We start from the raw sequence: 23,634 nt of genomic DNA, 5'->3' as shown, positions 1-23,634 counted from the left end.
GCGGTACACCGTGCTGAGACTCGTCGCCCGTCGGCTCGGGTCGGCGGTCCTCCTCACCCTCGTGGTCACGATGGCGACGTACTTCCTCGTCTTCAGCAACGGCCCCGGTATCGCCCGCGCCATCCTCGGGAAAGAGGCGACGCAGGCGACCGTGCAGGCGAAGGTCGTGGAGCTCGGACTCGACCAGCCCGTGTTCACGCAGTACCTGCACTGGCTCGGCAGTCTGTTCACGGGGTCGCTCGGCCGGAGCTACTTCACCCAGGAGCCCATCACGACGATGCTCGCGACCCGGGTGCCGGTGACCGCGAGCCTCGCGGTGATCATCCTGTTGCTGACCGCCGTGATCAGCATCCTGGTCGGTGTAGCCGCAGCGGTGAAGGGCGGGTGGATCGACCGCGTGCTGCAGTTCGTCAGCGTCCTCGGCGCCGCCGTCCCCGGCTTCATCGTGGCGATCCTGCTCGTCCTGACGTTCGCCGTCGGGCTGCACCTGCTGCCCGCCACGGGGTACGTATCGCCGACGGTGAGCGTCACCGGTTGGCTGAGCGCACTCGTCCTGCCGGTGCTCGCGGTCCTCGTCGGGTCGGTCGGCGGCGCCGCGCAGCAGTTCCGGGGCGCCGTCGCCGACGTGCTCTCGCAGGACTTCGTCCGGACTCTGCGTTCCCGTGGCGTCCCCGAGCGGCGCATCGTGTTCGTGCACGTGCTGCGGAGTGCCGCAGGACCCGGGCTGACGATCCTCGGGCTCCAGACGATCGGGCTGCTCGGCGGCGTCGTCCTCATCGAGCGCATCTTCGCGTTGCCCGGTGTCGGCGACCTCACCGTGTCCACGGCACTCCAGGGCGACGTCCCGGCGGTGATGGGGTGCGTGCTCTTCACCATCGTCGTGGTCGTCGTCGTGAACCTGCTCGCCGACATCGCGGCGGCGTGGCTCAACCCGAAAGCGAGGCAGGCATGAGCGTCGAACAGATCACCGCGACGAGCGTCGACCCGGAGGTCGGCGGCGTCACCGTCGACTCGCGCACGCGCCGGACGTCCACGCTCCGTCGACTCGTCCGGAACCCGATGGCCGTGACGTGCATCGTCTTCCTCGCGGCGCTCGTCGCCGTCGCCCTGCTCGCGCCGGTGCTCGCACCGTACGACCAGAACTTCACCAGGGTCGACCTGACCAACGCGAAGCCGTTCTCCGGCAGCTTCGTCCTCGGTGGCGACTCCTCGGGACGCGACATCCTCTCCCGGCTCATCTGGGCGTCGCGCGGGACGTTCCTCGCCTGCGTCGTCGTGCTCGTCGTCTCCGTCCTGATCGGCGTGACCGCGGGACTCGCGGCCGGGTTCCTCGGCGGGTGGACGGACCGGGTCTCCGGCTGGCTGTCGGACGTCGTGCTCGCGCTGCCGGGCACGGTCCTCCTCATCGCGCTGTACACGGTGATCGGGCCGTCGATCCTCATCGCGATGGCGGTGTTCGGACTCCTGATCGCACCGTCGTTCTTCCGTCTCGTCCGAGCCGTCGTCACCCAGGTACGGCGCGAGCTGTACATCGACGCGGCTCGGGTCTCCGGGCTGTCGGACCTGCGCATCGTGCTCCGGCACGTGCTCATCGCGGTCCGTGCTCCCGTGATCATCCAGAGCTCGTTCGTGCTCGCCGCCGGCATCGGCATCCAGGCGGGGCTCGAGTTCCTCGGGCTCGGGAACCCTCGCGAGGCGTCGTGGGGCGGCATCCTGCAGACGTCCTTCGCGTCGATCTACCAGAACCCGGGCGCTGTGGTGGCACCGACGGTCCTGATCAGCCTGACGACCCTCGTGCTCGTCCTGCTCGGGAACGCGCTGCGGGACGTCCTGCAGGTGACGGCCGCTCCCCGGCCGTTGACCCGCAGACAGCGGAACGACCTGCGCGACCGCCTGACCACGACCACGACGGCCGCGCCTGCAGGGGACGCGCTCCTGGCCGTCCGGGACCTCCACATCGCCTACCCGAACGGGGACGACCACACCGAGGTCGTCCACGGCATCGACCTCGACGTGCACCGCGGGGTGATCCACGGTCTGGTCGGGGAGTCCGGTTCGGGGAAGTCACAAACCGTGTTCTCCGTGCTCGGGATCCTGCCCCGCGAGGCCGTCGCCGCCGGGTCGATCGTGTTCGACGGCGCTGAGATCCTCGGTTCCGACTCGGCCCTGCGCGCGGTCAGGGGCAAGCGGATCGCATACGTGCCGCAGGAGCCGATGAGCAACCTCGACCCCACGCTCACCGTCGGGCAGCAGCTCGTCGTCGGGGTCCGTGCGGTGAAGCCGATCAGCCGCCGTGCCGCACGCACGGAGCTCCTCGGGCTGCTGGCGCGGGTCGGCATCAAGGACCCGCCAGCCGTGTTCGACATGTACCCGCACGAGATCTCCGGCGGGATGGCCCAGCGCGTCCTCATCACGGGCGCGATCGCCGCCGATCCGGACGTCATCCTCGCCGACGAACCGACGACCGCCCTCGACGTGACGATCCAGGCCGACGTGCTGGACCTGCTCCGTGAGATCCGCGACGAGCGCGGCCTCGGCATGGTCCTGGTGACGCACAACCTCGGCGTCGTCGCGGACATCTGCGACACCGTCAGCGTGATGCGCGGCGGCCACATCGTCGAGACCGGGGACGTCCGGACCGTGTTCGCGGCGCCGTCCCACCCCTACACACGCGAGCTGCTGGCGGCCGCGACCACGTCCACGTCCACCGCCCCGGAGGTGCACTGAGATGCCCCACGACACCGAACCCGACACGAGCAGCACCGCCGAACCCCTCCTCCGCGTCCGCGACCTCGAGGTCGCGTACCCGGCCCGCGGCTTCCGACGGACGACGAACATCATCCGTGGCGTCTCGTTCGACATCGGCCGCGGCGAGACCCTGGGGCTCGTCGGCGAGTCCGGCTCGGGCAAGACGACCATCGGTCGAGCGGTCCTCGGCCTCGCGCCGGTCACCGGCGGGTCGGTCGAGTTCCACGGCACCCGCATCGACACGCTCTCCAGGACCGCCAGACGCCGCGTCGCCCAGGGCATCCAGGTCGTGTTCCAGGACCCGTACTCGTCGTTGAACCCGTCCCTCACGATCGAGGACATCCTCACCGAGCCACTGCGGGTCCGCCGCGTCGCCGCCGGTCGCGACACGGTCGCCCGGCTGCTCGACGCAGTGGGGCTTCCGGGTGACTCCGGGACGCGGCTCGCCCGCGAGTTCTCCGGCGGGCAACGCCAGCGGATCGCCATCGCCAGGGCACTCGCGCTCGAACCCGAGCTCATCGTCTGCGACGAACCGACGAGCGCGCTCGACATGACGACCCAGGCGCGGGTGCTCGACCTGCTGCAGTCGATCCAGGAGCGGACCGGGGTCGCGTACCTCTTCATCAGCCACGACCTCGGTGTCGTGCGCCGGATGAGCGACCGGACCGCGGTCCTCCTCGGCGGAGAGGTCGTCGAGCTCGACGACGCCGAGACGGTCGCGACGAACCCCGAGCACCCCTACACGCAACGGCTGCAGATGGCGACGCCGATCCCGGACCCGGTCGCGCAGGAACGACGTCGCGCCGACCGGCACCGGCTCCTCGAGGCACAGCGCACGCTGCTCGAGCACACCGGCGCCGACGGCGACCCGTGGTCGATCGAACCGTCGATCAGCACGACCACCCACTGACCCGCACACACTCGCAAGGAGAGTGACGAACGTGATCGATCCAGCACTCGTGGAGCGCTTCGAGACCCCGCCGTCCGAGTACGGCCCGACACCGCTGTGGTGGTGGAGCGGTGGGACGGTGACCGAGGAGGGCATCGACTGGCAGCTCCGGCGCTTCGCGGACGGCGGGATCCTCAACCTCGTCCTGATGAACCTCGCGCCGAAGGGCCCGACGTACGGCGCACCGCCGGACGACCCGGTGTGGTTCGGCGAGCGCTGGTGGGAGCTCTTCCGGTACACCTGCGACCGCGCGCGGGACCTCGGCATCGCACTCTGGTTCTACGACCAGATCGGCTTCTCCGGTGCGAACCTGCAGGGTGTCATCACGGCGCAGCACCCGGAGGCGGCCGGACGGTCCCTCCGTTCCCACGTGGTCGAGGTCCCCGCGGACGGCGTCCTGCCGGAGGAACCGCGTGAGCACCTGATCGCCGTGTTCGACGTCGAGCCCGACGCCGGCGGACGGTGGGTTCGACACGAGGTCCGAGACGGCCGGGTCGACGTGCCGGCCGGTTCGCGACTCCGCGTCGTGGCCTGGCACGAGACCTCGTTCGACTACCTCGACGAGGGCTCCGTCGCCCGCCTGATCGACTTCGTGCACGGCGAGTACGAGCGGCGCGTCCCGGAGCACGTCGGCACGACGATCGTCGGCAGCTTCCAGGACGAACTCCCGGCGATGCCGACCTGGTCGGCGACGTTCGCCGAACGGTTCCGTGACGAGACCGGCTACGACCTCGTCGCGAACCTGCCCGCGCTGTGGGACCACGGGGCACCGGCGAGCGCAGCCGTCCGCGCGGACTACCACCGCGTCCGGACCCTGCTCGCGGAACGGGCGTTCTTCAAGCCGCTCGGCGAGTGGCACCGGTCGAGGGGCATGCTGATCGGCGCCGATCAGATGAACCCAGCGCGTGCCGGTGTCCCGACCCAGAGCACGCAGCTCTACGGCGACTACTACGCCACGCACCGGTGGTTCGACGCGGTGGGAAGTGACCACGAGGGCGACGCCAGGATCCACTCGTCGATGGCCGACATGTACGACCACCCGCGCGTGTGGATCGAGTCGTTCCACTCCAGCGGATGGGGCGGAACGCTCGAGGACACCTGGGACTGGCTCATCCCGTTCTTCCGCAGCGGCGCCAACCTCTACAACCCGCACGCGAGCTACTACGGTCTCCGCGCGGGTTGGTTCGAGTGGGCTCCGCCGTCCACCGACTTCCGGCAGCCGTACTACGCGGTGTACCCGGAGTTCGCGCGAGCGGTCGCCCGGGTGTCGGCGCTCATGACCTGGGGCCGGCACGCCGTCGACGTGGCAGTGCTGTACCCGTCGACCTCGATCAGCAGCGAGCTGCCGCCGGACCTGCCGATCGACCACTTCCTCGACGGCGACATCGGCCCGGAGTACCCGGGAGTCGACGTGACCCAGCGGACCTACATGGCGCTCGCGGGGAAGAACGACTGGTTCCGCGCACAGCCGGGCTTGCTCGATCAGAGCGGCATCGACTTCGACGTCGTCGACGAGGACTCGTTCGCGCGCTCGAGCGCCGGTGACCGGACCCTCGACGTGAACGGGTTCCGCTTCGGCACGGTGATCCTGCCGTCGACGACCCGGCTGCCCGACGTCGTCGTGGACCGTCTCACCGCGCTCCTCCGTGCGGGCGGGCGCGTCCTCGGCGTGGGCGACGTCGACGAGCGACTCGTCGGCATCGAACGGTTCGCCACCCCGGAAGCGGCCGTGGCGGCCGTCGACCGCTCGGCCCTGTTCGCCCGTTCCACGCACGGTGTCCGCGCGCAGGAACACGGCGACCACGGCGTCGCGCTGCTGCCGGGGGCGTTCCCGAACGCCACGGCCTACCCGCTCCGCACCGACGAGGGTGCAGGCGGCTGGGACGACATCGACTTCGACGCCGCCAGGTACGGGCAGCACGACGAGCTCCGTGTGCGCGGTACGGTCGTCGAGGCCGAGGTCTGGGACCCGGCCACCGGAACGAGGACACCCACGTCGTTCGCGGTCGCCGCGGACGGCGCCTCGAGCACGATCGAGGTCGTCACGGGTGGGTCACCACTCCTGATCGCGGTGTGGCGGACCGGCGACACCGTCGACGGACCGCCTCCGGCCGCCCCTGCGGAGCGGACCGCCCGACCGCTCGACACCGACTGGTCGCAGGAACTCGTCCCGACCCTCGACAACCGGTGGGGGGACTTCGCCCTGCCGGCGAGCACCGACCCGATCCCGCTGGAGCTCTGGAGCATCGATCAGGTCACCGCCGAGGGCACCACACCGGTCACCGTCACGATGGGTCAGGAGCTGCTCGTCAGCGGCCCGTTCACCGATGCGGCCACGCCGGAGCCCCTCGATCCGGACGGCGCCGCTCGGGCCTGGGACGGAGGCTCGCTCGCCGGTTCCGGCTGGACCGTGCAGCGCTTCTCGGCGTCGCTCGGTCGTGACGGCGCACTCGGTGCGGCGCAGGACCCGAAGGGCTTCATCGCCGAGGAGTTCGTGACGCACGAGACGCCGGCGGTCGGCGAGGAGGTCGCCGTCCGTGCCCTGGTCCGGGTCCCCGAGCCAGGCGACCTGGAACTGACCATCTCCTCGGCCTGCGCGACGCGCGCCTGGTTCGACGGGGTCGAGCTGGAACTCACGGGTACCGGCTTCGACGCGACCGCACCGGTCCGCTTCGCGTCCACGGTCGGGGTGCTGGAGTACCGGTTGGGCACACCGGCCCTGCCTGGAGGCTCGACCCACCCTGCAACGCACGTCACGTCGGCGTTCCGCCTCGAGCGCCCCGGCGAACGTTCGGTCCGACCGGAGTTCGTCGGTGCCGGCGAGCGTGGGGTCGTCGACGGCTCCGCGACGTTCCGTCGCGCGTTCCGGATCGACGCCGACGCGTCGGACGTCCGGATCGTCACGGGGGCACCGAGCGCGCTCACCGTGCTCCTGGACGGTCGGATGGTCGCGCGTCAGGAGAAGGTCGAGTACTACGAGTCCGGCCTCGGCGACCTGCCGAACTACTTCCTGCACGAACTCGGGACGCTCGCCGCCGGTGACCACGTCATCGAGGTGACGACCGACGGGGTGACGTCCACGACACCGCTCTTCGTCGACCTCGTCCTCACGACGCCGTCGGGCACGGTCGCGGTCCCGAGCGGCGCGGACTGGTCGGTCGGACCCGACGACGCCACGGTGGTCCTGCTGCCCGCGCGGACCGGATCGACCGTGCACGCGCGTGCAGCGGTCCGGCCGCACCCCCTCCCCGCGGCGCACTGGCTGAGCGGACCGCCGGAGGTCGGTCCGCCGACCGTCCCGTTCGAGACCGCCGTGTCGAGCGTGCCGCGGGCGGAGGACTTCGCACTGCGCCTGCCGGCCGGTGCCGCCGCCGTCGAGTTGCCGGTCGATCCGCAGCACGTCGAGATCCCCGGGCGCGACTCCGTCGTGTCCGGACGGACGGTGACCTTCGACGCCCCGACGGACGCGCCTGCGACACTCGCTGTCACGGTCGCCCCCCGGGCCTTCTCCACGTCGGGAGCCGCGTGGTCCGAGCCCGTCCGGGTCCGCACGGTCCCGACGGCGGCGCGGTTCGAGGACTGGTCCGAGCAGCACCTGGAGAGCTGGAGCGGCGCCGTCCGGTACACCACACCGATCGAGACCGCGGCCCGCGGCGCGATCCGCATCGACCTCGGGACCGTCCGCGGTGCTGTGGAGCTCGACCTCGACGGCGAACGGGTCGCCGCGGCGTTCTGCGCGCCCTGGGTGTTCACGGTCCCCGACGTCGGCAGCGGCCGGCACGAACTCGCCGTGACCGTGTACGGGACGCTCGCGCCCCGCTACGCCGCAGCGACGCAGACAACGTTCCTGAAGCCCGCGCAGTTGCGGACCGGCATCACCGGCAAGGTCCGGGTCGAGCTGCTCACCGACCAGGAGGATCTCCGATGACCACGACGACCACTGTGACGGCGGTGTCCGACCTGTTGCCGATGCGGACGCGTCGTCGGACCCGGATCGGGCTCGTCTCGGGTGGGCTCGGAGCGTACTGGCCGCAGTTCCCCGACCTGCTGCCGCAACTCGAGGGGTCCGCGGCGTACGTCGCGCGCCGGTTCGAGTCGATGGACGCCGAGATCGTCGACGCGGGGTTCGTGTCGGACGCCACGGACACCGCCCGGGCGGCAGAACGGCTGCGCGGCGCCGACTGCGACCTCATCGTCCTCTTCGTGGCCACCTACCTGACGTCGTCGATGGTGCTCCCGATCGCACAGCGCACGGGCACCCCGGTCCTCGTCATCGACCTCCAACCGACCCCTCGCATGGACCACGACACGTTCGGCACCGGCGAGTGGCTCGCGTACTGCGGCCAGTGCCCGGTTCCGGAGATCGGCAACGTGTTCCGACGGGCGGGCATCCCGTTCCGGTCGGTGTCCGGCTGGCTGCAACAGGACGCCGCCTGGGAGCGCATCGCCCGCTGGGTCCGGGCGGCCGACGTCCGTGCAGCACTCCGGCACGCACGGCACGGCCTGATGGGGCACCTCTACCCCGGCATGCTCGACGTCTCGACCGACCTGACGCTGCTCCCGACTACCTTCGGATCGCACGTCGAGGTCCTCGAGTTCGACGATCTCCGGCACCGGGTCGAACTGGTGACCGAGGCGGAGGTCGCCGACCGGGTGGCACTCGCCCGGGCGGTCTTCACCGTCGACGACTCCGTGGACGAGGTCGACCTGGCGTGGGGCGCGCGCGTCTCCGTCGGGCTGGACCGACTCGTGGAGGACGCAGACCTCGACAGCCTGGCGTACTACCACCGCGGACTCGACGGCGAGCAGCACGAGCGACTCGGTGCCGGCATGATCCTCGGTGCGTCGCTGCTCACCGCTCGCGGCATCCCGACCACGGGCGAGTACGAGCTGCGGACCACGGTCGCGCAACTCGTGACGCAGGTCGCCGGTGCTGGTGGATCGTTCTGCGAACTCCAGGCGCTCGACTTCGAGGACGGGGTCGTCGAGATGGGCCACGACGGTCCGGCGAACCTGGCCGTCTCGTCGCGCGACCCCCTGCTCCGGGGGCTCGGGGTCTACCACGGCAAGCGCGGATGGGGTGTGTCCGTCGAGTTCGACGTGCAGCACGGCCCGGTGACCTTGCTCGGCCTCGGCCAGGACCGCGACGGGCGGCTGTCGTTCATCGCCTCCACGGGGGACGTCGTCCCCGGGCCGCTCCTGCAGATCGGCAACACGACCTCACGGGTCGACTTCGGCCGGGACCCCGGCGAGTGGGTGGACGAGTGGAGCGGGACGGGCGTCGGCCACCACTGGTCGCTGTCGATCGGTGACCGGGTCGCGGACTACCGGGCCGCCGCCGAGCTCCTCGGGATCGAGTTCCGCACCTGCTGACCCGGACGGACCACGGCAGCTTCAGTCGCCGGTCCGCTGTCGCAGATCCGGCTGCCAGTGGTCCGCGGACGGCACACCGACGGGAGCGCCACCTCGCGCGCGCATCCGTTCGCCGAGGTCGATCTCGTGCTCGTCGGACGGCGGGTCGTTGGCGTCCATGCCGACGAGCCACGTGAGCCCGCGGAGCCCACGACTGTCCCGCCCGACCAGCGCGAGCCCCCAGACCGCGTCGGTGCGCGGCGCGACCGCTCGTTGCGCCCAGTCGATCGCTTGCAGGACGTCTGCATCGAACAGGTCGACCGTCTCCGTCGAGTACGAGTCGCCCGATCGCTCCTGTAGGTACACCCGGAAGTGCGGGCTGTGGTCTTCCCAGGTGCTGTCGCGCTCGTCGACCTCGATGGCGTCCATCGATCGAGCGCACGAGAGCCGGGTGTCCGGTGAAATTCCACGTAGGCTGTCCGCGTGGACTCCGACACCGCCGGGTCGTGGTCCTGGGGCAAGCGTGAAGCCCACCACCGCTGCAACGGTGATGGGCTTCGGGTTGCTCTCCGAGTGGAAAGCCGAGGACGGGCACAAACCGTTCCCGAGTCTGAACGCTCGGGCCCAGTGTAATCGAGCCCCGGCCCGATTGCACGCCCGTCCCGGTCCCCGCTCCTCGTGTCCGCCGGCGCTGACACCGGAGGTGGTCTCGATGTCGAACGACACCGATCCCAAGCCCGGGCGTCGGGTGTTCTGGTTGGGGGTCGCGGGATTGCTCGTGAACCTCGCCAGGCTCCTGGTCGACCTGGTCCGGAAGGACTGAGACAAGGACGTGCCGCACCGGTCTCGATCGGTGCGGCACGTTCCCGACGGTGCCCAGCCCGGACGAGTGCGCAGCAGAGACGGCTTCTGTGGGCTACGGGCGACCACCTCCGCGCACTCGTCAGGGTGGTGGGCCGCGAGTCAGCCGCGCGTGCGGGACAAGCGACGGTTGAGTGCGCCGTTGAGCAGCGCCACGAGCAGCCCCACCGCGAACACCAGCGTCCCGAAGCAGAGCACCTGCGGCGGCATCCCGGCCTTCGCGGCGCCGTAGACGAACAAGGGGAACGTGACCGCGGGCCCGGCGACGAACGAGGTGATGACGTAGTCGTCGATCGACATCGCGAGCGCGAGCAGCCCGGCCGCGAGCATGCCCGGCGCGAGCAACGGCAGCGTCACGAGCCGGAAGGCTTGGAACGGCGTCGCACCGAGGTCGCTCGCGGCCTCTTCGAGCACCCGCGACGTGCCGGAGATCCGAGCGCGGAGCACCACCACGACGTACGCGACGTCGAACGCCACGTGGGTGATGAGCACGGTCAGGAACCCGGTGCCGAGGCCCACCGACAAGAAGAACGACAGCGACGCCGAGCCGACCACGATCGAGGGCGCCGCGATGTCCGCGAACACGACGGCGTTCACGGCGCCGCGGCCGGGGAACCGGTACCGCTCGAGTGCCAGGGCCAGCGGCAGCCCGATCGCGACCGAGATGATCGCGGCCAGGAACGCGACGACGACCGAGGTGACGAACGCGGCTCCGAGCCCGGACACGTTGACCAGGTTCGCGTACCAGTACGTCGTGAAGCCGTTCCACGCGAACGACAGCCGGTTCGTCGGGGCGTCGTTGAACGAGTACACGATCATGTAGACGATCGGGACGAGTGTGATCGCGATGGTGACCCAGTAGACGATCGCGAGCCAGGGCCCGCGACGGTTCACGCCGTGGCGGTGGACGACGGGCGACGAGGTGGTCGCGGTGGACGGACGAGACGGTGCGACGGCGGTCATACGAGGTCCTCGAGGTCGTCGGTGCCGGAGACGCGGGCGTAGATGAACAGGATGATGCCGAGCACGACCATGAGCACGGTCGACAGTGCCGCGGCGACGTTGTACTGCTGGTTGCCGGAGTAGGCGTCCTGGATCGCCTGGCCGATCGTGTACGTGTTCGTGCCGCCGAGCAGCGCCGAGTTCACCGGGTCGCCGACGCTGTCGATGAACACGAGCAGGACGCCGGCGAAGATGCCCGAGCGGGACAGCGGCAGCGTGGTGTGCCAGAACGCCCGGAACTTGCCGGCGTAGAGGTCGTTGGCGGCCTCGCCGAGTCGCGGGTCGATGCGTTCGAGTGCGGCGTAGATCGGCAGCACCATGAACGCGAGGTCGTTGTAGGCGTCGCCGAAGATCACCGCGCCGCCGGTGCCGAGGATGTGGAAGTCCTTGCCCGCCAGGCCGATCGCCTGCAGGAAGGTGACGACCGGACCCTGCGACGCGAGCACGAACGCCCACATGTCGGTGCGGATGATGAACGACACCAGGAAGCTCACGAACACGAGCATGAGCAGCGGGTTCTTCCACCGCGGCGAGACCCGGAACGCGATGAAGTACGCCACCGGGTAGCCGACGATGATGGTCACGACCGTGGCGGCGGCGCCGTACCAGAGGGACCGGAGCAGGAACGTCAGGTAGGGCACCTGCGGGTCGATGAACAGGGAGCCGTAGATCCCCCAGTTCCACGTGAAGGTGTACCCGTCGTCCGGGTTGCCCGACATGAGCGAGACGATGAGCCCCGACACGAGCGGGATGACGAAGAACACGCAGAGGTACGCGGTCCCGACCAGCGCGAGCAGGAAGGGCGTGCTGCGACGGCGTCCCCGACGGACCGGTGCCGGACCAGCACCCGGTGTCGGTGCGGCACCCGGGCCGGCGACCCCGACGGCGGTCACGACTGCACCACCGCGTTGAAGATGCCGTTCCACTCCGAGTACTCGTCGTAGTTCTCGAACACCCGGAACTCGTGCGACCGGTCCAGCACGTCGGAGTCCGGGAACACCAGCGGACTGTCCGCCACCGTCGCGTCGTCGAGCTCGTCACGGACGTAGGCCTCGGCGCTGGGGACCGGGCAGACGTAGTTGACCCAGTCCTCGACGATGCCCGCGATCTTCGGCGTGTAGTAGAAGTCCATCCACTCGAGGGCGGCCACCGGGTTCGCTGCCTGCCGGGGGATCATGAGGTTGTCGTGCCACATCATCTGGCCCTCCTCCGGCGTCACGAACTTCAGGTCCTCGAACCCGGACTGCTGCGCCTGGAAGACGTCGCCGGACCAGGCCTGGGTGATCCAGGTGTCGCCGTTCTCGAGCTTGTTGATGTAGCTCTGGTCGTAGAAGCCGGTCACGCTCGGGCGCAGTTTCCGCAACCAGGCCTGCGCTTTCCGCCAGTCCGCCGGGGTCGACGTCTCCGGGGCGATGCCGTTCGCGAGCAATCCGAGGGAACCGAGCTCGGTGTTGTCGCTCATCAGCCCGACGCGGCCCGCGAACGCCGGGTCGAGCAGGTCCTGGAACGACGTGATCTCGCGGTCGACGTACTTCGGGTTGTAGGCGATCCCGGTGAAGCCGGTCTGCCAGACGACAGAGTGCTTGTTGCCGGGGTCGTACGTCGGGTCCTTCACCGAGTCACCCGCGTTCGCCGCGAAGTTCGGCAGCCGCGAGTGGTCGAGCTCGCACACGAAGCCGTTCTTGATCATCTGGGTCAGCTCGAACCCGTTGGTCATCACGACCAGGTCGTAGCCGGTGGCACCCTGCGCCCGCAGGATCGGCGAGACGGTTGCGTAGAACGTCGCGTTGTCCTGGATCACCGCCTGGTAGTCGACGCTGATGCCGGTGGCCTTCTGGAACAGCGCGAGCGACTCGGACTTGCCGTGGTCGGAGTCGATGTAGAGCGGCCAGTTCGCGAAGTTCAGCTGCTTCGTCGCCTTGGCGTCCTTCCAGAACGCGGTCCAGTCGACGGCGTTCTCGGCGCCGGAGGCGGCTGAGCCCTTGATGCTGCACCCGGTGAGCAGCGCCGCGAGCGCGGCGGCTCCTCCGCCGGCGAGCAGGCCTCGTCGGCTGACGCGCGCGGACGTCAGTCCGCGCAGCAGGTCCGGGCCGGGTCCCCCGCCGGTCACGCGAGCGATCCTGCCGTGGCGGGTGCGGACTGGAGGCCCGTGGCCGCGTGGGTGGTGACGGTCTGGTCGGACGCGGGGTGCGCCTCCAGGCCGAAACCGTGGTCGACGCCCCACGTGAGCCAGACCTCGGTGCCGGTGGCGATCCGCGGTCCGCCCTTCGAGTTCTGCGCGAAGACGGAGACGCGGCCGGCACCGGGGACGTCCACCAGGTACTGCGTGCTGACGCCGGAGAACGAGACGTCGACCACGCGGCCGGGGCCGAGGATGTTGCGGCCGGCTTCGGGGGTGGGCTCCGAGGTGCGGATCTTGAGCTTCTCGGGGCGGACGCCGACGACGACGCTGCCCGAGGTGCGGACGGCGCGGTCGGCCGGGACGGCGATGGTGCCCGCCGGGGTCGCGACCACGAGCAGCGGGCCGTCCGTGCCGCGGACCTCGCCCTCGAGCAGGTTCGACTGGCCGAGGAAGTTCGCGACGAACGCGGTGCGGGGCAGCTCGTACAGGTCCTGGGGGCTGCCCATCTGCTCGATCCGGCCGCCGTTCATGACGGCGACCGTGTCGGCCATCGTCATCGCTTCTTCCTGGTCGTGGGTGACGTGCAGGAAGGTGAGCCCGACCTCGGCCTGGATCGTCTTGAGTTCGAGCTGCATCTGGTGCCGGAGCTTCAGGTCGAGCGCACCGAGCGGCTCGTCGAGCAGCAGGAGTGCCGGCCGGTTCACGATCGCGCGTGCCAGCGCGACGCGTTGCTGCATGCCGCCGGACAGGGAAGCGGGGCGCTTGTCGGCCGAGGCGTCGAGTTCGACCAGGTGCAGGGCCTCGCGCGCCTTCGTCATCGGGTCCGGGATCCGTCGCCGCTTCAGGCCGAACGCGACGTTGTCGAGCACGCTCATGTGCGGGAACAGCGCGTAGTTCTGGAACACCGTGTTGACGGGCCGCTGGTAGGGCTTCGTGTCGGTGACGTCCTCGCCGCCGATCGTGATGGTGCCGCTCGTGGGCTCCTCGAGCCCGGCGACCAGTCGCAGGGTCGTGGTCTTGCCGCAGCCCGAGGGGCCGAGCAGGGCGAAGAACGAGCCGGCCGGCACCGTCAGGTCCAGCGCGTCGACCGCGGTGTGCCCGGGGAACGACTTGGTGATCTGCTCGAGTCGGAGATCGGCTCCGGATTCGGCGAACGTGCCGGTCATTGCCATGGTGCCTCCTGCTGCTTCGGAAGGATCGGGGTCAGCCGATGTAGGACATGACGTGCTTGATGCGGGTGTAGTCGTCGAACCCGTACTGGGACAGGTCCTTGCCGTAGCCGGAGTGCTTGAAGCCGCCGTGCGGCATCTCGGCGACGATCGGGATGTGGGTGTTGATCCACACGCACCCGAAGTCCAGGTCGCGGGCGAAGCGCATCGCCCGCGAGTGGTCGGTCGTCCACACCGAGCTCGCGAGCCCGTACTCGACGTCGTTCGCGGCGCGCAGTGCTTCGTCCTCGGTCGTGAAGCGCTGCACGGTCTGCACGGGGCCGAAGACCTCCTGCTGCACGATGCGGTCGGTCTGGCGCAGGCCGGACACGATCGTGGCCTGGTGGAAGTAGCCGACGTCGCCCTGCCGCCCGCCGCCGAGCTCGATCGTGGCGTGGTCGGGGAGCGTGTCGACGAAGGACCGGACCTGGGCGAGCTGGTTCGCGTTGTTCACCGGGCCGAAGTACGGGGTGGCCGTGTCGGCGCCGGTGGTCGCGGTCGCACGTGCCGAGGCGGCGAGCGCCGCCACGAACTCGTCGTGGATGCCGTCCTGCACGAGCACCCGGGTGGCGGCGGTGCAGTCCTGCCCGGCGTTGAAGAACCCCGCGGCGACGATGCCGGCGACGGCGGACGGGATGTCGGCGTCGTCGAACACGATCACCGGGGCCTTGCCGCCGAGCTCGAGGTGGGTGCGCTTCAGGTCGCCGGCGGCGGCGCGGGCGACCTCCATGCCGGCGCGGACGGACCCGGTGATGGACACGAGCTGCGGGGTGGGGTGGTCGATCATCGCGGCGCCGGTGGTGCGGTCGCCGACGACGACGTTGAGCACGCCGGGCGGCAGGAACTCGGCGGCGACCTCGGCGAGCAGCAGGGTGGAGAGCGGAGTGGTGTCGCTCGGCTTGAGCACGGTGGTGTTCCCCGCGGCGAGCGCCGGGGCGAACTTCCACACCGCCATGTTGAGCGGGTAGTTCCACGGGGTGACCTGGGCGACGACGCCGATGGGCTCGCGCCGGACGAACGAGGTGTGGTCGGCCATGTACTCGCCGGCGCTGCGGCCCTCGAGGTTGCGGGCGGCTCCGGCGAAGAAGCGGATCTGGTCGACGGACAGCAGGATCTCGTCCTCGACCAGGGTGGCCCGGGGCTTGCCGGTGTCGAGGGACTCGAGGTCGGCGAACTCCGATGCCCGCTGCTCCATGGCGTCGGCGATCCGGAACAGCGCGAGCTGTCGTTCGCCGGGGGTCGTGCGGCGCCAGGTCGCGAAGGCGGTGCTCGCGCTCGTGAACGCGGCGTCGACGTCGGCGGCCGTGGACACGGGGGACGTGCCGTAGACCTGCTCGGTGGTGGGGTCGACCAGGTCGAACCGGGTGTCCGCGCCCGACTCGACGAACGCCCCACCGACGAAGTTGCGCACCTCGTGCGTCGTGGTCACCGTTTCCGTCGTGTCCAGCATGGCGGTGATCCTGACACGGATTCCGGCGGTTCGGAAGACGGATTCGGAGGTTGTGGAGAACCGTAACAACGGAAATCGTCGCGAAACACGGTGTTCACAACGGAATCCCTTGCGCGCTCCGGGCCTCGCTGCCATGCTGTCCGGCATGGCGGCAGCACCACGACGTCCGGGACCGATCGACGACACCTCGAAGCGGATCATCGAACAACTCCAGGCGGACGGCCGCCGTCCGTACGGCGAGATCGGCAAGGCCGTCGGTCTCAGCGAGGCGGCGGTCCGGCAACGAGTCCAGAAGCTCACCGAGACCGGCGTCATGCAGATCGTCGCGGTCACCGACCCGATGCAGCTCGGCTTCCACCGGCAGGCGATGATCGGCATCCGGGTCAGCGGCGACACCCGAACAGTCGCCGATGCCCTCGAACAGCTGCCGGCGGTCGACTACCTCGTCATGACCGCCGGCAGCTTCGACCTGATGGTCGAGGTCGTCTGCGAGGACGACGACGACCTGATCGAACTGCTCAACGGCACGATCCGGGCCATCCCGGGCGTCGCCGGCACCGAGACCTTCGTCTACCTGCAACTCCGCAAACAGCTCTACGACTGGGGAACGCGATGACCATCTCAGACCAGACGACCGGACAGCCCACGCGGCTCCACTCCTACGACCCGTTCGCCCCGGTCGACGACGCCGACCTGCAGCGGAAGTCCCGGGACCACCTGTGGATGCACTTCGCCCGGCACGGTGCGAACCAGGCCGGTGCCGACGTGCCGATCATGGTGCGCGGCGAGGGCCACCACGTCTACGACAGCCACGGCAAGGGCTACATCGACGGGCTCTCCGGCCTGTTCGTCGTCGCCGCCGGCCACGGTCGGAAGCGCCTGGCCGAGATGGCTGCGAAGCAGGCGGAGACGCTGAGCTTCTTCCCGATCTGGTCCTACGCGCACCCGGCGGCCATCGAGCTCGCCGACCGCCTGGCCGAGCACGCCCCGGGCGACCTCAACAAGGTCTTCTACTCGACGGGCGGCGGCGAAGCGGTGGAGACCGCCTTCAAGCTCGCGAAGTACTACTGGAAGCTCCAGGGCAAGCCCATGAAGCACAAGGTCATCTCGCGCGCGGTCGCCTACCACGGCACCCCGCAGGGTGCCCTGGCGATCACCGGCATCCCGGCGATGAAGCAGATGTTCGAGCCCCTGACGCCCGGTGGCTTCCGGGTGCCGAACACGAACTACTACCGCGCCGAGGAGATGGGCTTCCCGGGCGGCACCGAGGAGCAGTTCGGCTTCTGGGCGGCCGAGCGCATCCGCGAGATGATCGAGTTCGAGGGCCCCGACACCGTCGCGGCGGTGTTCCTGGAACCGGTGCAGAACTCCGGCGGCTGCTTCACCCCGCCGCCCGGGTACTTCCAGCGGGTGCGCGAGATCTGCGACGAGTACGACGTCCTGCTCGTCTCCGACGAGGTGATCTGCGCCTTCGGCCGCATCGGGACCATGTTCGCGTGCGACACCTACGACTTCGTGCCGGACATGATCACGTGCGCGAAGGCGATGACCTCGGGCTACTCCCCCATCGGCGCGACCATCATCAGCGACAAGCTCTTCGAGCCGTTCTCCAAGGGCGACACGACCTTCTACCACGGGTACACGTTCGGCGGGCACCCGGTGTCGGCCGCCGTCGCGATGGAGAACCTCGACATCTTCGAGGAAGAGGGCCTGCTCGCGAACGTGCGGCAGAACGCCCCGCTGTTCAAGGCCGAGCTCGACACCCTGAAGGACCTGCCGATCGTCGGGGACGTCCGCGGTGACGGCTACTTCTACGGCATCGAGCTCGTCAAGGACAAGGCCACCAAGACGACCTTCGACGACGACGAGTCCGAGCGGCTGCTGCGCGGGTTCCTGTCGAAGGCGCTGTTCGACGCCGGGCTGTACTGCCGGGCGGACGACCGCGGCGACCCGGTCGTGCAGCTCGCTCCGCCGCTGACCATCGGGCAGCCGGAGTTCCGCGAGATCACCTCGATCCTGCGGAGCGTCCTGTCCGAGGCCTCGTCGAAGATCTGACCGTGAGCGGCTACCGGGGCGTCTCGTTCTGGCTCGACCAGCTCGCGTCCACCGGACGCGACGACCTGGCGCCCCGGCCGCCGCTCGACGGCGACACGACCGCGGACGTCGCGATCGTCGGCGGTGGACTGACGGGTCTCTGGACCGCCTGGTACCTGCTCCAGGCCGACCCGGGCCTCCAGATCGTCGTCCTGGAACGCGAGATCGCCGGGTTCGGCGCCTCCGGTCGCAACGGGGGCTGGTGCTCGGCCTTGTTCCCGCGCTCCGCGGACTCCGTCGCGCGCGAGCACGGCCGCGACGCAGCACTCGCGCTGCGCGCAGCGATGCGCGACACCGTCGACGAGGTCGGGCGCGCAGCGTCCGAGGCCGGGGTCGACTGCGACTACGTGAAGGGCGGCACCGTCCTCTACGCACGGTCCGCCGTGCAGGAACGCGCGGCGCACGACGAGGTCGCCTCGTCGGCCGAGTGGGGCGACGCCATGACGTGGCGCGCGGCCCGGCCCGGCGACGCCGCCGGATCGGCGGGGGTCGCGTGGACCCCGGACTGCGCGCGGGTGCAGCCCGCCGCACTGGTGCGTGGCCTGGCGGCCGCCCTGGAGGCCCGGGGCGTCCGGATCGCGGAGCACACGCCCGCCTCGTCGTGGGACCACGGGCGTGTGGTCACGTCGCGTGGGACCGTCACGGCCGGCGCGGTCGTCATCGCGGTCGAGGGGTACGGCGCACAGCTCGAACAGACGAAGCGGCGGATCCTGCCGCTCTACTCGCTCATGATCGCGACGGCGCCGCTGCCCACGGCGGTGTGGGAGCGCATCGGCCTGGAGCACGGGCAGACGTTCTCCGACTACCGGCACCTGCTCGTGTACGGGCAGCGCACGGCGGACGACCGACTGGCGTTCGGCGGACGCGGAGCCCGCTACCACTGGGGGTCCGCGATCACCCCCGGCTACGACCGAGTGCCACGCGTCTTCGAGCACCTGCGGAAGTCCCTGGTGGAGTTGTTCCCCGCCGTCACCGACGCCCCGGTCACCCACACGTGGGGCGGCCCGCTCGGGGTGCCGCGCGACTGGTGCGCGTCCGTCACCTGGGACGGGCACGTCGGCACCGCCGGCGGCTACGTCGGTGACGGACTCTCCACGACGAACCTGGCCGGGCGGACGCTCGCCGACCTCGTGCGCGGGGTCGCGTCGCCGCTCACCGCGCTGCCGTGGGTGAACCACCGCTCGCCCGACTGGGAGCCCGAGCCGCTCCGGTTCCTCGGGGCGAACGCCGGGCTCGTGGCGACCGACCTGGCCGACCGCGAAGAAGCCCTGACCGGACGGCCGAGCCTGGCGGCGCGGCTGATGGCACCCCTGACAGGAGGCCACTGATGGCTGCACTCGATGCCGACGTCGTCGTCGTGGGAGCCGGGGTCGCCGGGCTCGCCGCTGCCCGGGCGCTCGCACTCGACGGCCAGCGAGTCGTCGTGCTCGAGGCCCGCGACCGGATCGGCGGCCGCACCTGGACCGACACCGCGCTCGGCGTGCCCGTCGACCTCGGTGCCTCGTGGATCCACGGCGTCGACGGCAACCCGCTCTGGGCCCTGGCTCCCCGCTTCGGCATCGAGACCGTCGAGTTCACCGTCGGGAGCTTCCAGTTCGACGGCCGGCCGATCGCGTGGCACGGCCCCTCCGGCGGACCGCTGTCCGAGGCCTCGGCCTCGGCGTTCGTCGCGGACCTGCACACCGTCGACGCCGTCCTGGACACCGTCATCGCACACGCTCCACCGCCCTCGACGTACGCGGCCGCCGTCGACACCGTGCTGCGGTCCCTGCAGTGGCAGGGCGACCGGGCCGCGCGGGTCCGCGAGTACATGGCGCACCGCTCCGAGGACCTCTGCGGCGCACCCGTGACCGTCCTCGACGCCCGCGGCCTCGAAGAGGAACACGTCCCCGGCGACGAGGTGGTGTTCCCCGGCGGCTACGCGCAGTACGCCGCCGCCCTGGCCGAGGGGCTCGACGTCCGGCTGTCCGCGGTCGTGCGGTCGGTGACGCAGTCCGCGACGGGTGTCGTGGTCGGACTCGCCGACGGTTCGTCGGTCACGGCGGACGACGTCGTCGTGACCGTCCCGCTCGGGGTGCTGCAGGCCGGCGACGTGACGTTCGACCCACCGCTCGGCGAGACGGTCACCGGTGCGATGGGCCGACTCGGGATGGGCGTCTACGACAAGGTGTTCCTGCGGTTCCCGGAGCGGTTCTGGGGCGATTCGTGGGTGGTCCGCCAGCAAGGGTCGGCCGGTGTCGACTGGCACTCCTGGTACGACATGTCCCGCGTCACCGGAGCCCCCGTGCTGGCCGCCCTGGTCGGCGGGACCGGGGCCCGGCGCCTCGAGACCCTGCCGGACGCCATGATCGTGGAAGAGGGCATCGGCGGCCTGCGGCGGATGTTCGGCCCGTCGGTCCCCGAACCCGAGGCGTTCCGCATCACCCGGTGGGCCGACGACCCGTTCGCACGAGGCTCCTACTCGTACCTGCACGTCGGGGCGTCACCGGACGACCACGACCTGCTCGGAGCGCCGTCCGGCCGGGTGCAACTCGCCGGCGAGGCCACGTGGGGAGACGACCCGGCGACCGTGCACGGCGCGCTGCTGTCCGGACTGCGGGCGGCCGGGCGGTTGCTCGGCTCCGAGGTCGACCCGCTCGTGCTCGCGACGCCCGTCGGCGGCTGATCCGCTCAGTCGAACGCCGGGGTGTCGACCGAGCACGTCACGGGCTCACCCGCGGCAGCGGTCTCCGTGGCGATCTCGCGCTTGCCGTCGAGCAGGATCCGGCACGTCGCCGTCGCACCCCGCGCCGGGGTCGCCCGGACCGAGGCGCGCTGCTCGGCGAGGACGATCGACTCGTGCTCCCAGGTACCCGTCTCCTCCGTGCCTGTCTCCTGCGTGCCGAGCCGGTGCACCTCCGGGGCGTCGCCGCGCTTCTCGGCGCCCTCGACGCGCACGTCGGTGAGCGCGGCCCCGCTCGGCTGGTCGACGCTGACCTCGTAGGTCACGGACCAGGCATCGCCCGTCTGCTGCTGGACGAAGCTGCACCCGGTCGCGAGCACCGCGACGGAGCCGGCGACCACAACGGCGGCGAGGAGACGGACGGTGGGACGGCTGCGTTCGGACCTGCCATCAGCCTGCGCACCGAGCGCCCGCGGATCGTCCCCCGGGCGACGCGACCCCGTGCGACGACGGATCGATCCCGGGTCCTCCGAGCGGTTGACATCGGCTCCGTCCGCCCTGGCGGTCAGTACCGTCGACCCGGCGTCCGCGCAGGTCCTGTTCAACGTGCTGCTCTTCGTGCCCCTCGGTGCTCTCGCCCGGCGCGCGTCGACTGAGCGGCTCCCGACGGGTGCCCCGCGCCGGCAAGAGCGCGGGACACCCTGTGCTCAACCCTTGCGCCACACGTCGTGCAGGAACCGGGCCAGGGTCACGAGCAACGTCGCGATCCCCAACCACGGCACCTGACGGCGTCGACGCGGTTCGTCGTCGGAGGACATCCGAACCACCTTCCGTGTCAGCGCCGGCGGACACGAAGAGCAGGGGCCGAGGGACGTGCGACCCGACGGTGATCGAGTTACACTGGTTCCGAGTTCAAGCTCGGGACGCGTTCTGTCCCTCGTTCTCCACTCGGAGAGCAAATCGAAGCCCATCGCTGTTTGCCCAGCGGTGGGCTTCATCCTTGCTCGGGCCACGCTCCGGCGGTGACGCGGCCCGCCACCAGCCTACTGATGTTCCAGGTGCCGGTGAGAGAGACACGGGTGTCCTACTGACCGGACCCTCACGGGTCGCACGGGCCCGGAACGATGTTCGAGTGCCACACTCGGAGCCGTGACGACGACGCGGACCACACCCCGGCACGAGCACCGCGCGCCGGTGGCGATCGCCGTCCTGGTGAACCTCGGGCTCAGCCTGTTCCTGCCGAGCGAGGTGCTGTTCTTCCCGTCATGGGTGGTCCCGGTGCTCGGCGTCCTGCTGCTGATCCCGCTCGTCGTCTTCAACCCGCGGCGACTGACCCGCGAGACGACCTGGTCGCGGTGGGTGTCCTTCTCGTTGGCGATCCTGCTCACCGTCGCGAACCAGCTGACCGTGGTCCGGACGATCGAGCTGCTCCTCGGCGGCCACGCGGACGGCGGTGCCGTGCTGCTCACCGCCCTGCAGGTGTGGGTGAGCACGATCATCGCGTTCGGGCTCGTGTACTGGGAGCTCGACCGGGGCGGGCCGGTGGCCCGACGGCGTCCGGAGCTGTGGACGAGTGACGAGGCAGACTTCCAGTTCCCACAGGAGACCGACCCGAAGACCGCTGCGTGGCGACCGGTCTACCTCGACTACCTCTACGTCGCGATGACGAACATGGTCGCGTTCAGCCCGACGGACACGATGCCGATGACCGTGCGCGCGAAGATGATCATGGCCTACCAGGCACTCGGCGGGTTCATCCTGCTGGCCCTGGTCATCTCGCGCGCGGTCAACATCATCAGCTGAGGCCGCTCAGGAGCCGTGTGCCTCCTCCGACACCGGCTGCCACTCGCGCCAGGTCGCCAGGCGGGACGCGTAGTCCTGCTCGGCGATGCCGAGCGGCGCCTTGCCGAAGAAGACGCGCAGGGGCGGCTGCTCGGCGTCGACGACCTTCAGGATCGCCGAGCGGGTCGCCTCGGGCTTGCCGGGGTCGGCGGCCGACGGGCGCTTCGACGCGGCCTCGCGGACGTCGGCGTACGCGGCGATCTCGTCGCTCTTCTTCGACGACGGCCCGGACCAGTCGGTCGAGAAGCCGCCCGGCTCGATGAGCGTCACGTGGATGCCGAAGCCGGCGACCTCCTGCGACAGGGACTGGGACAGCCCCTCGAGCGCCCACTTCGACGCGTGGTAGGCGCCGACGGTCGGGAACGCGCTGATCCCGCCGATGCTCGAGACCTGGATGACGTGCCCGGAACCCTGCTCCCGCATGATCGGAAGCGCGGCCTGGGTCACCCAGAGCGCTCCGAACAGGTTCGTCTCGAGCTGGGCGCGGACGTCGTCCTCGGTGAGTTCCTCGACCATGCCGAAGTGGCCGTAGCCGGCGTTGTTCACGACGACGTCGAGCGAGCCGAAGTGCTCCGCCGCGCGCTGCACAGCCGCGAAGTCCGCGGCACGGTCGGTCACGTCGAGCTGCAGTCCGAGGAACGTGTCCGGGTACTGGTCGACGAGTGCTTGCACGTCGTCGGTGTCGCGGGCCGTGCCGGCGACGGAGTCTCCACGTTCGAGGGCGGCTTCCGCCCACTCGCGGCCGAAGCCCTTCGACGCTCCGGTGATGAACCAGGTCTTGCTCATGCTGTCTCCTCCTGAGATCTGACGCGATCAGGCAACGCTCCCCGCTTCCGTGGCACCTGGAGGTCCGGGTGACGGACGCGGCAAGCGGACACCAGCGGACCGCGACTCAGGGTCGAGGTGCCGCGAACTCCAGGTTGACGTCGTCGGGGTCCTGCACGGACAGGATCACCAGGCCGAACGGCGGCAGGTCGGTGACGTCGCCGTGCTCGATGCCGGCGGCGTCCAGCCGCTCGACGGCGGCGTGCAGGTCGTCGACGGACCCGACGCGGAACGACACGTGGTCGAGGCCGACTCGGTCGGGATCGAACCGGTCCTCGGCGGGGGCGACCGGTCGCAGGCCGAGCGTCTGCCCGCCGAACGTGAACGAGCATCCGCCGTAGGTCCGCCACGGGTCGTCGTGAATCGTCGGGTCGTCGATCTGGTCGCTGAAGTCACTGCCGGGCGACATGCCGAACAGCTGCTCGTAGAAGGCCTTGCTCCGGCGGATGTCCGTGACCGTGAGGCGCACGTGCGAGAAGCCGAGCGGCGTGACGATGGGTTCGCTCATCACCCCACCCA

Annotated in this window: 19 protein-coding genes; 10 read left to right on the top strand and 9 right to left on the bottom strand. The window is 70.5% G+C overall.

Annotated features, from left to right (window positions below; all coding sequences use genetic code 11):
* Positions 1 to 10 precede the first annotated feature (10 nt).
* The 5 genes from ACIPV1_RS17790 to ACIPV1_RS17770 are packed head-to-tail and all read left to right on the top strand — an operon-like array spanning position 11 to position 9,070.
* Positions 11 to 952 carry an ABC transporter permease gene (locus ACIPV1_RS17790; RefSeq protein ID WP_123937149.1) on the top strand — a complete coding sequence of 314 codons (942 nt, stop codon included), beginning with the start codon at positions 11 to 13 and terminating at the stop codon, positions 950 to 952.
* Positions 949 to 2,727 (top strand): dipeptide/oligopeptide/nickel ABC transporter permease/ATP-binding protein, encoded by a 1,779-nt coding sequence (locus tag ACIPV1_RS17785; protein ID WP_123937148.1) that lies wholly within the window; start codon positions 949 to 951, stop codon positions 2,725 to 2,727. Before ACIPV1_RS17790 ends, ACIPV1_RS17785 begins: the two co-directional genes overlap by 4 nt.
* A 1-nt stretch (position 2,728) precedes the next feature.
* Positions 2,729 to 3,658, top strand: coding sequence for an ATP-binding cassette domain-containing protein (locus ACIPV1_RS17780; protein WP_123937147.1), 930 nt, complete (start codon positions 2,729 to 2,731; stop codon positions 3,656 to 3,658).
* 31 nt (positions 3,659 to 3,689) lie between these two features.
* Positions 3,690 to 7,625, top strand: a complete 3,936-nt coding sequence (locus tag ACIPV1_RS17775; RefSeq protein ID WP_402726942.1) for a hypothetical protein — start codon at positions 3,690 to 3,692, stop codon at positions 7,623 to 7,625.
* Positions 7,622 to 9,070, top strand: coding sequence for an arabinose isomerase (locus ACIPV1_RS17770; protein ID WP_402726941.1), 1,449 nt, complete (start codon positions 7,622 to 7,624; stop codon positions 9,068 to 9,070). The genes ACIPV1_RS17775 and ACIPV1_RS17770 overlap by 4 nt, the downstream gene beginning before the upstream one ends.
* 21 nt (positions 9,071 to 9,091) lie before the next feature.
* On the opposite strand, the gene ACIPV1_RS17765 is transcribed toward ACIPV1_RS17770, so the two are convergent.
* The 6 genes from ACIPV1_RS17765 to ACIPV1_RS17740 form a co-directional block, all read right to left on the bottom strand.
* On the bottom strand, positions 9,092 to 9,478 hold the full coding sequence (locus ACIPV1_RS17765) for a hypothetical protein (protein WP_123937144.1): 387 nt from the start codon (positions 9,476 to 9,478) through the stop codon (positions 9,092 to 9,094).
* Positions 9,479 to 10,012: 534 nt separating this feature from the next.
* Positions 10,013 to 10,873, bottom strand: coding sequence for an ABC transporter permease (locus tag ACIPV1_RS17760; RefSeq protein ID WP_123937143.1), 861 nt, complete (start codon positions 10,871 to 10,873; stop codon positions 10,013 to 10,015).
* Positions 10,870 to 11,805, bottom strand: a complete 936-nt coding sequence (locus ACIPV1_RS17755; protein ID WP_123339295.1) for an ABC transporter permease — start codon at positions 11,803 to 11,805, stop codon at positions 10,870 to 10,872. Before ACIPV1_RS17755 ends, ACIPV1_RS17760 begins: the two co-directional genes overlap by 4 nt.
* Positions 11,802 to 13,022 (bottom strand): PotD/PotF family extracellular solute-binding protein, encoded by a 1,221-nt coding sequence (locus ACIPV1_RS17750; protein WP_221182536.1) that lies wholly within the window; start codon positions 13,020 to 13,022, stop codon positions 11,802 to 11,804. Before ACIPV1_RS17750 ends, ACIPV1_RS17755 begins: the two co-directional genes overlap by 4 nt.
* Positions 13,019 to 14,206, bottom strand: coding sequence for an ABC transporter ATP-binding protein (locus ACIPV1_RS17745; protein WP_123292904.1), 1,188 nt, complete (start codon positions 14,204 to 14,206; stop codon positions 13,019 to 13,021). Before ACIPV1_RS17745 ends, ACIPV1_RS17750 begins: the two co-directional genes overlap by 4 nt.
* 31 nt (positions 14,207 to 14,237) lie before the next feature.
* Positions 14,238 to 15,692, bottom strand: coding sequence for an aminobutyraldehyde dehydrogenase (locus ACIPV1_RS17740; protein ID WP_123937142.1), 1,455 nt, complete (start codon positions 15,690 to 15,692; stop codon positions 14,238 to 14,240).
* Between the two features lie 133 nt (positions 15,693 to 15,825).
* Between ACIPV1_RS17740 and ACIPV1_RS17735 the strand changes: the two genes are divergently transcribed.
* From ACIPV1_RS17735 to ACIPV1_RS17720, 4 genes are read left to right on the top strand one after another with little or no spacing between them, the layout of a single operon-like run.
* Positions 15,826 to 16,308, top strand: coding sequence for an Lrp/AsnC family transcriptional regulator (locus ACIPV1_RS17735; RefSeq protein WP_035809531.1), 483 nt, complete (start codon positions 15,826 to 15,828; stop codon positions 16,306 to 16,308).
* Positions 16,305 to 17,747 carry an aspartate aminotransferase family protein gene (locus tag ACIPV1_RS17730; protein WP_123292906.1) on the top strand — a complete coding sequence of 481 codons (1,443 nt, stop codon included), beginning with the start codon at positions 16,305 to 16,307 and terminating at the stop codon, positions 17,745 to 17,747. Before ACIPV1_RS17735 ends, ACIPV1_RS17730 begins: the two co-directional genes overlap by 4 nt.
* Positions 17,748 to 17,749: 2 nt before the next feature.
* Positions 17,750 to 19,114 carry an NAD(P)/FAD-dependent oxidoreductase gene (locus tag ACIPV1_RS17725; RefSeq protein WP_402726940.1) on the top strand — a complete coding sequence of 455 codons (1,365 nt, stop codon included), beginning with the start codon at positions 17,750 to 17,752 and terminating at the stop codon, positions 19,112 to 19,114.
* Complete coding sequence (locus tag ACIPV1_RS17720; protein WP_402726939.1) at positions 19,114 to 20,451, top strand: flavin monoamine oxidase family protein; 1,338 nt, start codon at positions 19,114 to 19,116, stop codon at positions 20,449 to 20,451. Before ACIPV1_RS17725 ends, ACIPV1_RS17720 begins: the two co-directional genes overlap by 1 nt.
* A gap of 5 nt (positions 20,452 to 20,456) precedes the next feature.
* On the opposite strand, the gene ACIPV1_RS17715 is transcribed toward ACIPV1_RS17720, so the two are convergent.
* Positions 20,457 to 20,849, bottom strand: a complete 393-nt coding sequence (locus ACIPV1_RS17715; protein WP_402726938.1) for a hypothetical protein — start codon at positions 20,847 to 20,849, stop codon at positions 20,457 to 20,459.
* A gap of 748 nt (positions 20,850 to 21,597) precedes the next feature.
* Here ACIPV1_RS17715 and ACIPV1_RS17710 point away from each other — a divergent pair.
* Positions 21,598 to 22,251 (top strand): DUF1345 domain-containing protein, encoded by a 654-nt coding sequence (locus ACIPV1_RS17710; RefSeq protein WP_123937138.1) that lies wholly within the window; start codon positions 21,598 to 21,600, stop codon positions 22,249 to 22,251.
* 6 nt (positions 22,252 to 22,257) lie between these two features.
* Here ACIPV1_RS17710 and ACIPV1_RS17705 read toward each other — a convergent pair whose 3' ends face one another.
* Positions 22,258 to 23,076 (bottom strand): SDR family oxidoreductase, encoded by an 819-nt coding sequence (locus ACIPV1_RS17705; protein WP_123671290.1) that lies wholly within the window; start codon positions 23,074 to 23,076, stop codon positions 22,258 to 22,260.
* 106 nt (positions 23,077 to 23,182) lie between these two features.
* Positions 23,183 to 23,623 (bottom strand): VOC family protein, encoded by a 441-nt coding sequence (locus ACIPV1_RS17700; protein WP_123339303.1) that lies wholly within the window; start codon positions 23,621 to 23,623, stop codon positions 23,183 to 23,185.
* Between the last annotated feature and the right edge of the window lie 11 nt (positions 23,624 to 23,634).

Source organism: Curtobacterium sp. NPDC089991 (assembly GCF_044748425.1).
Lineage (GTDB): Bacteria > Actinomycetota > Actinomycetes > Actinomycetales > Microbacteriaceae > Curtobacterium.
Note: the sequence above shows the minus strand (reverse complement) of the source record. Positions and strands in the feature narration are given on the sequence as shown.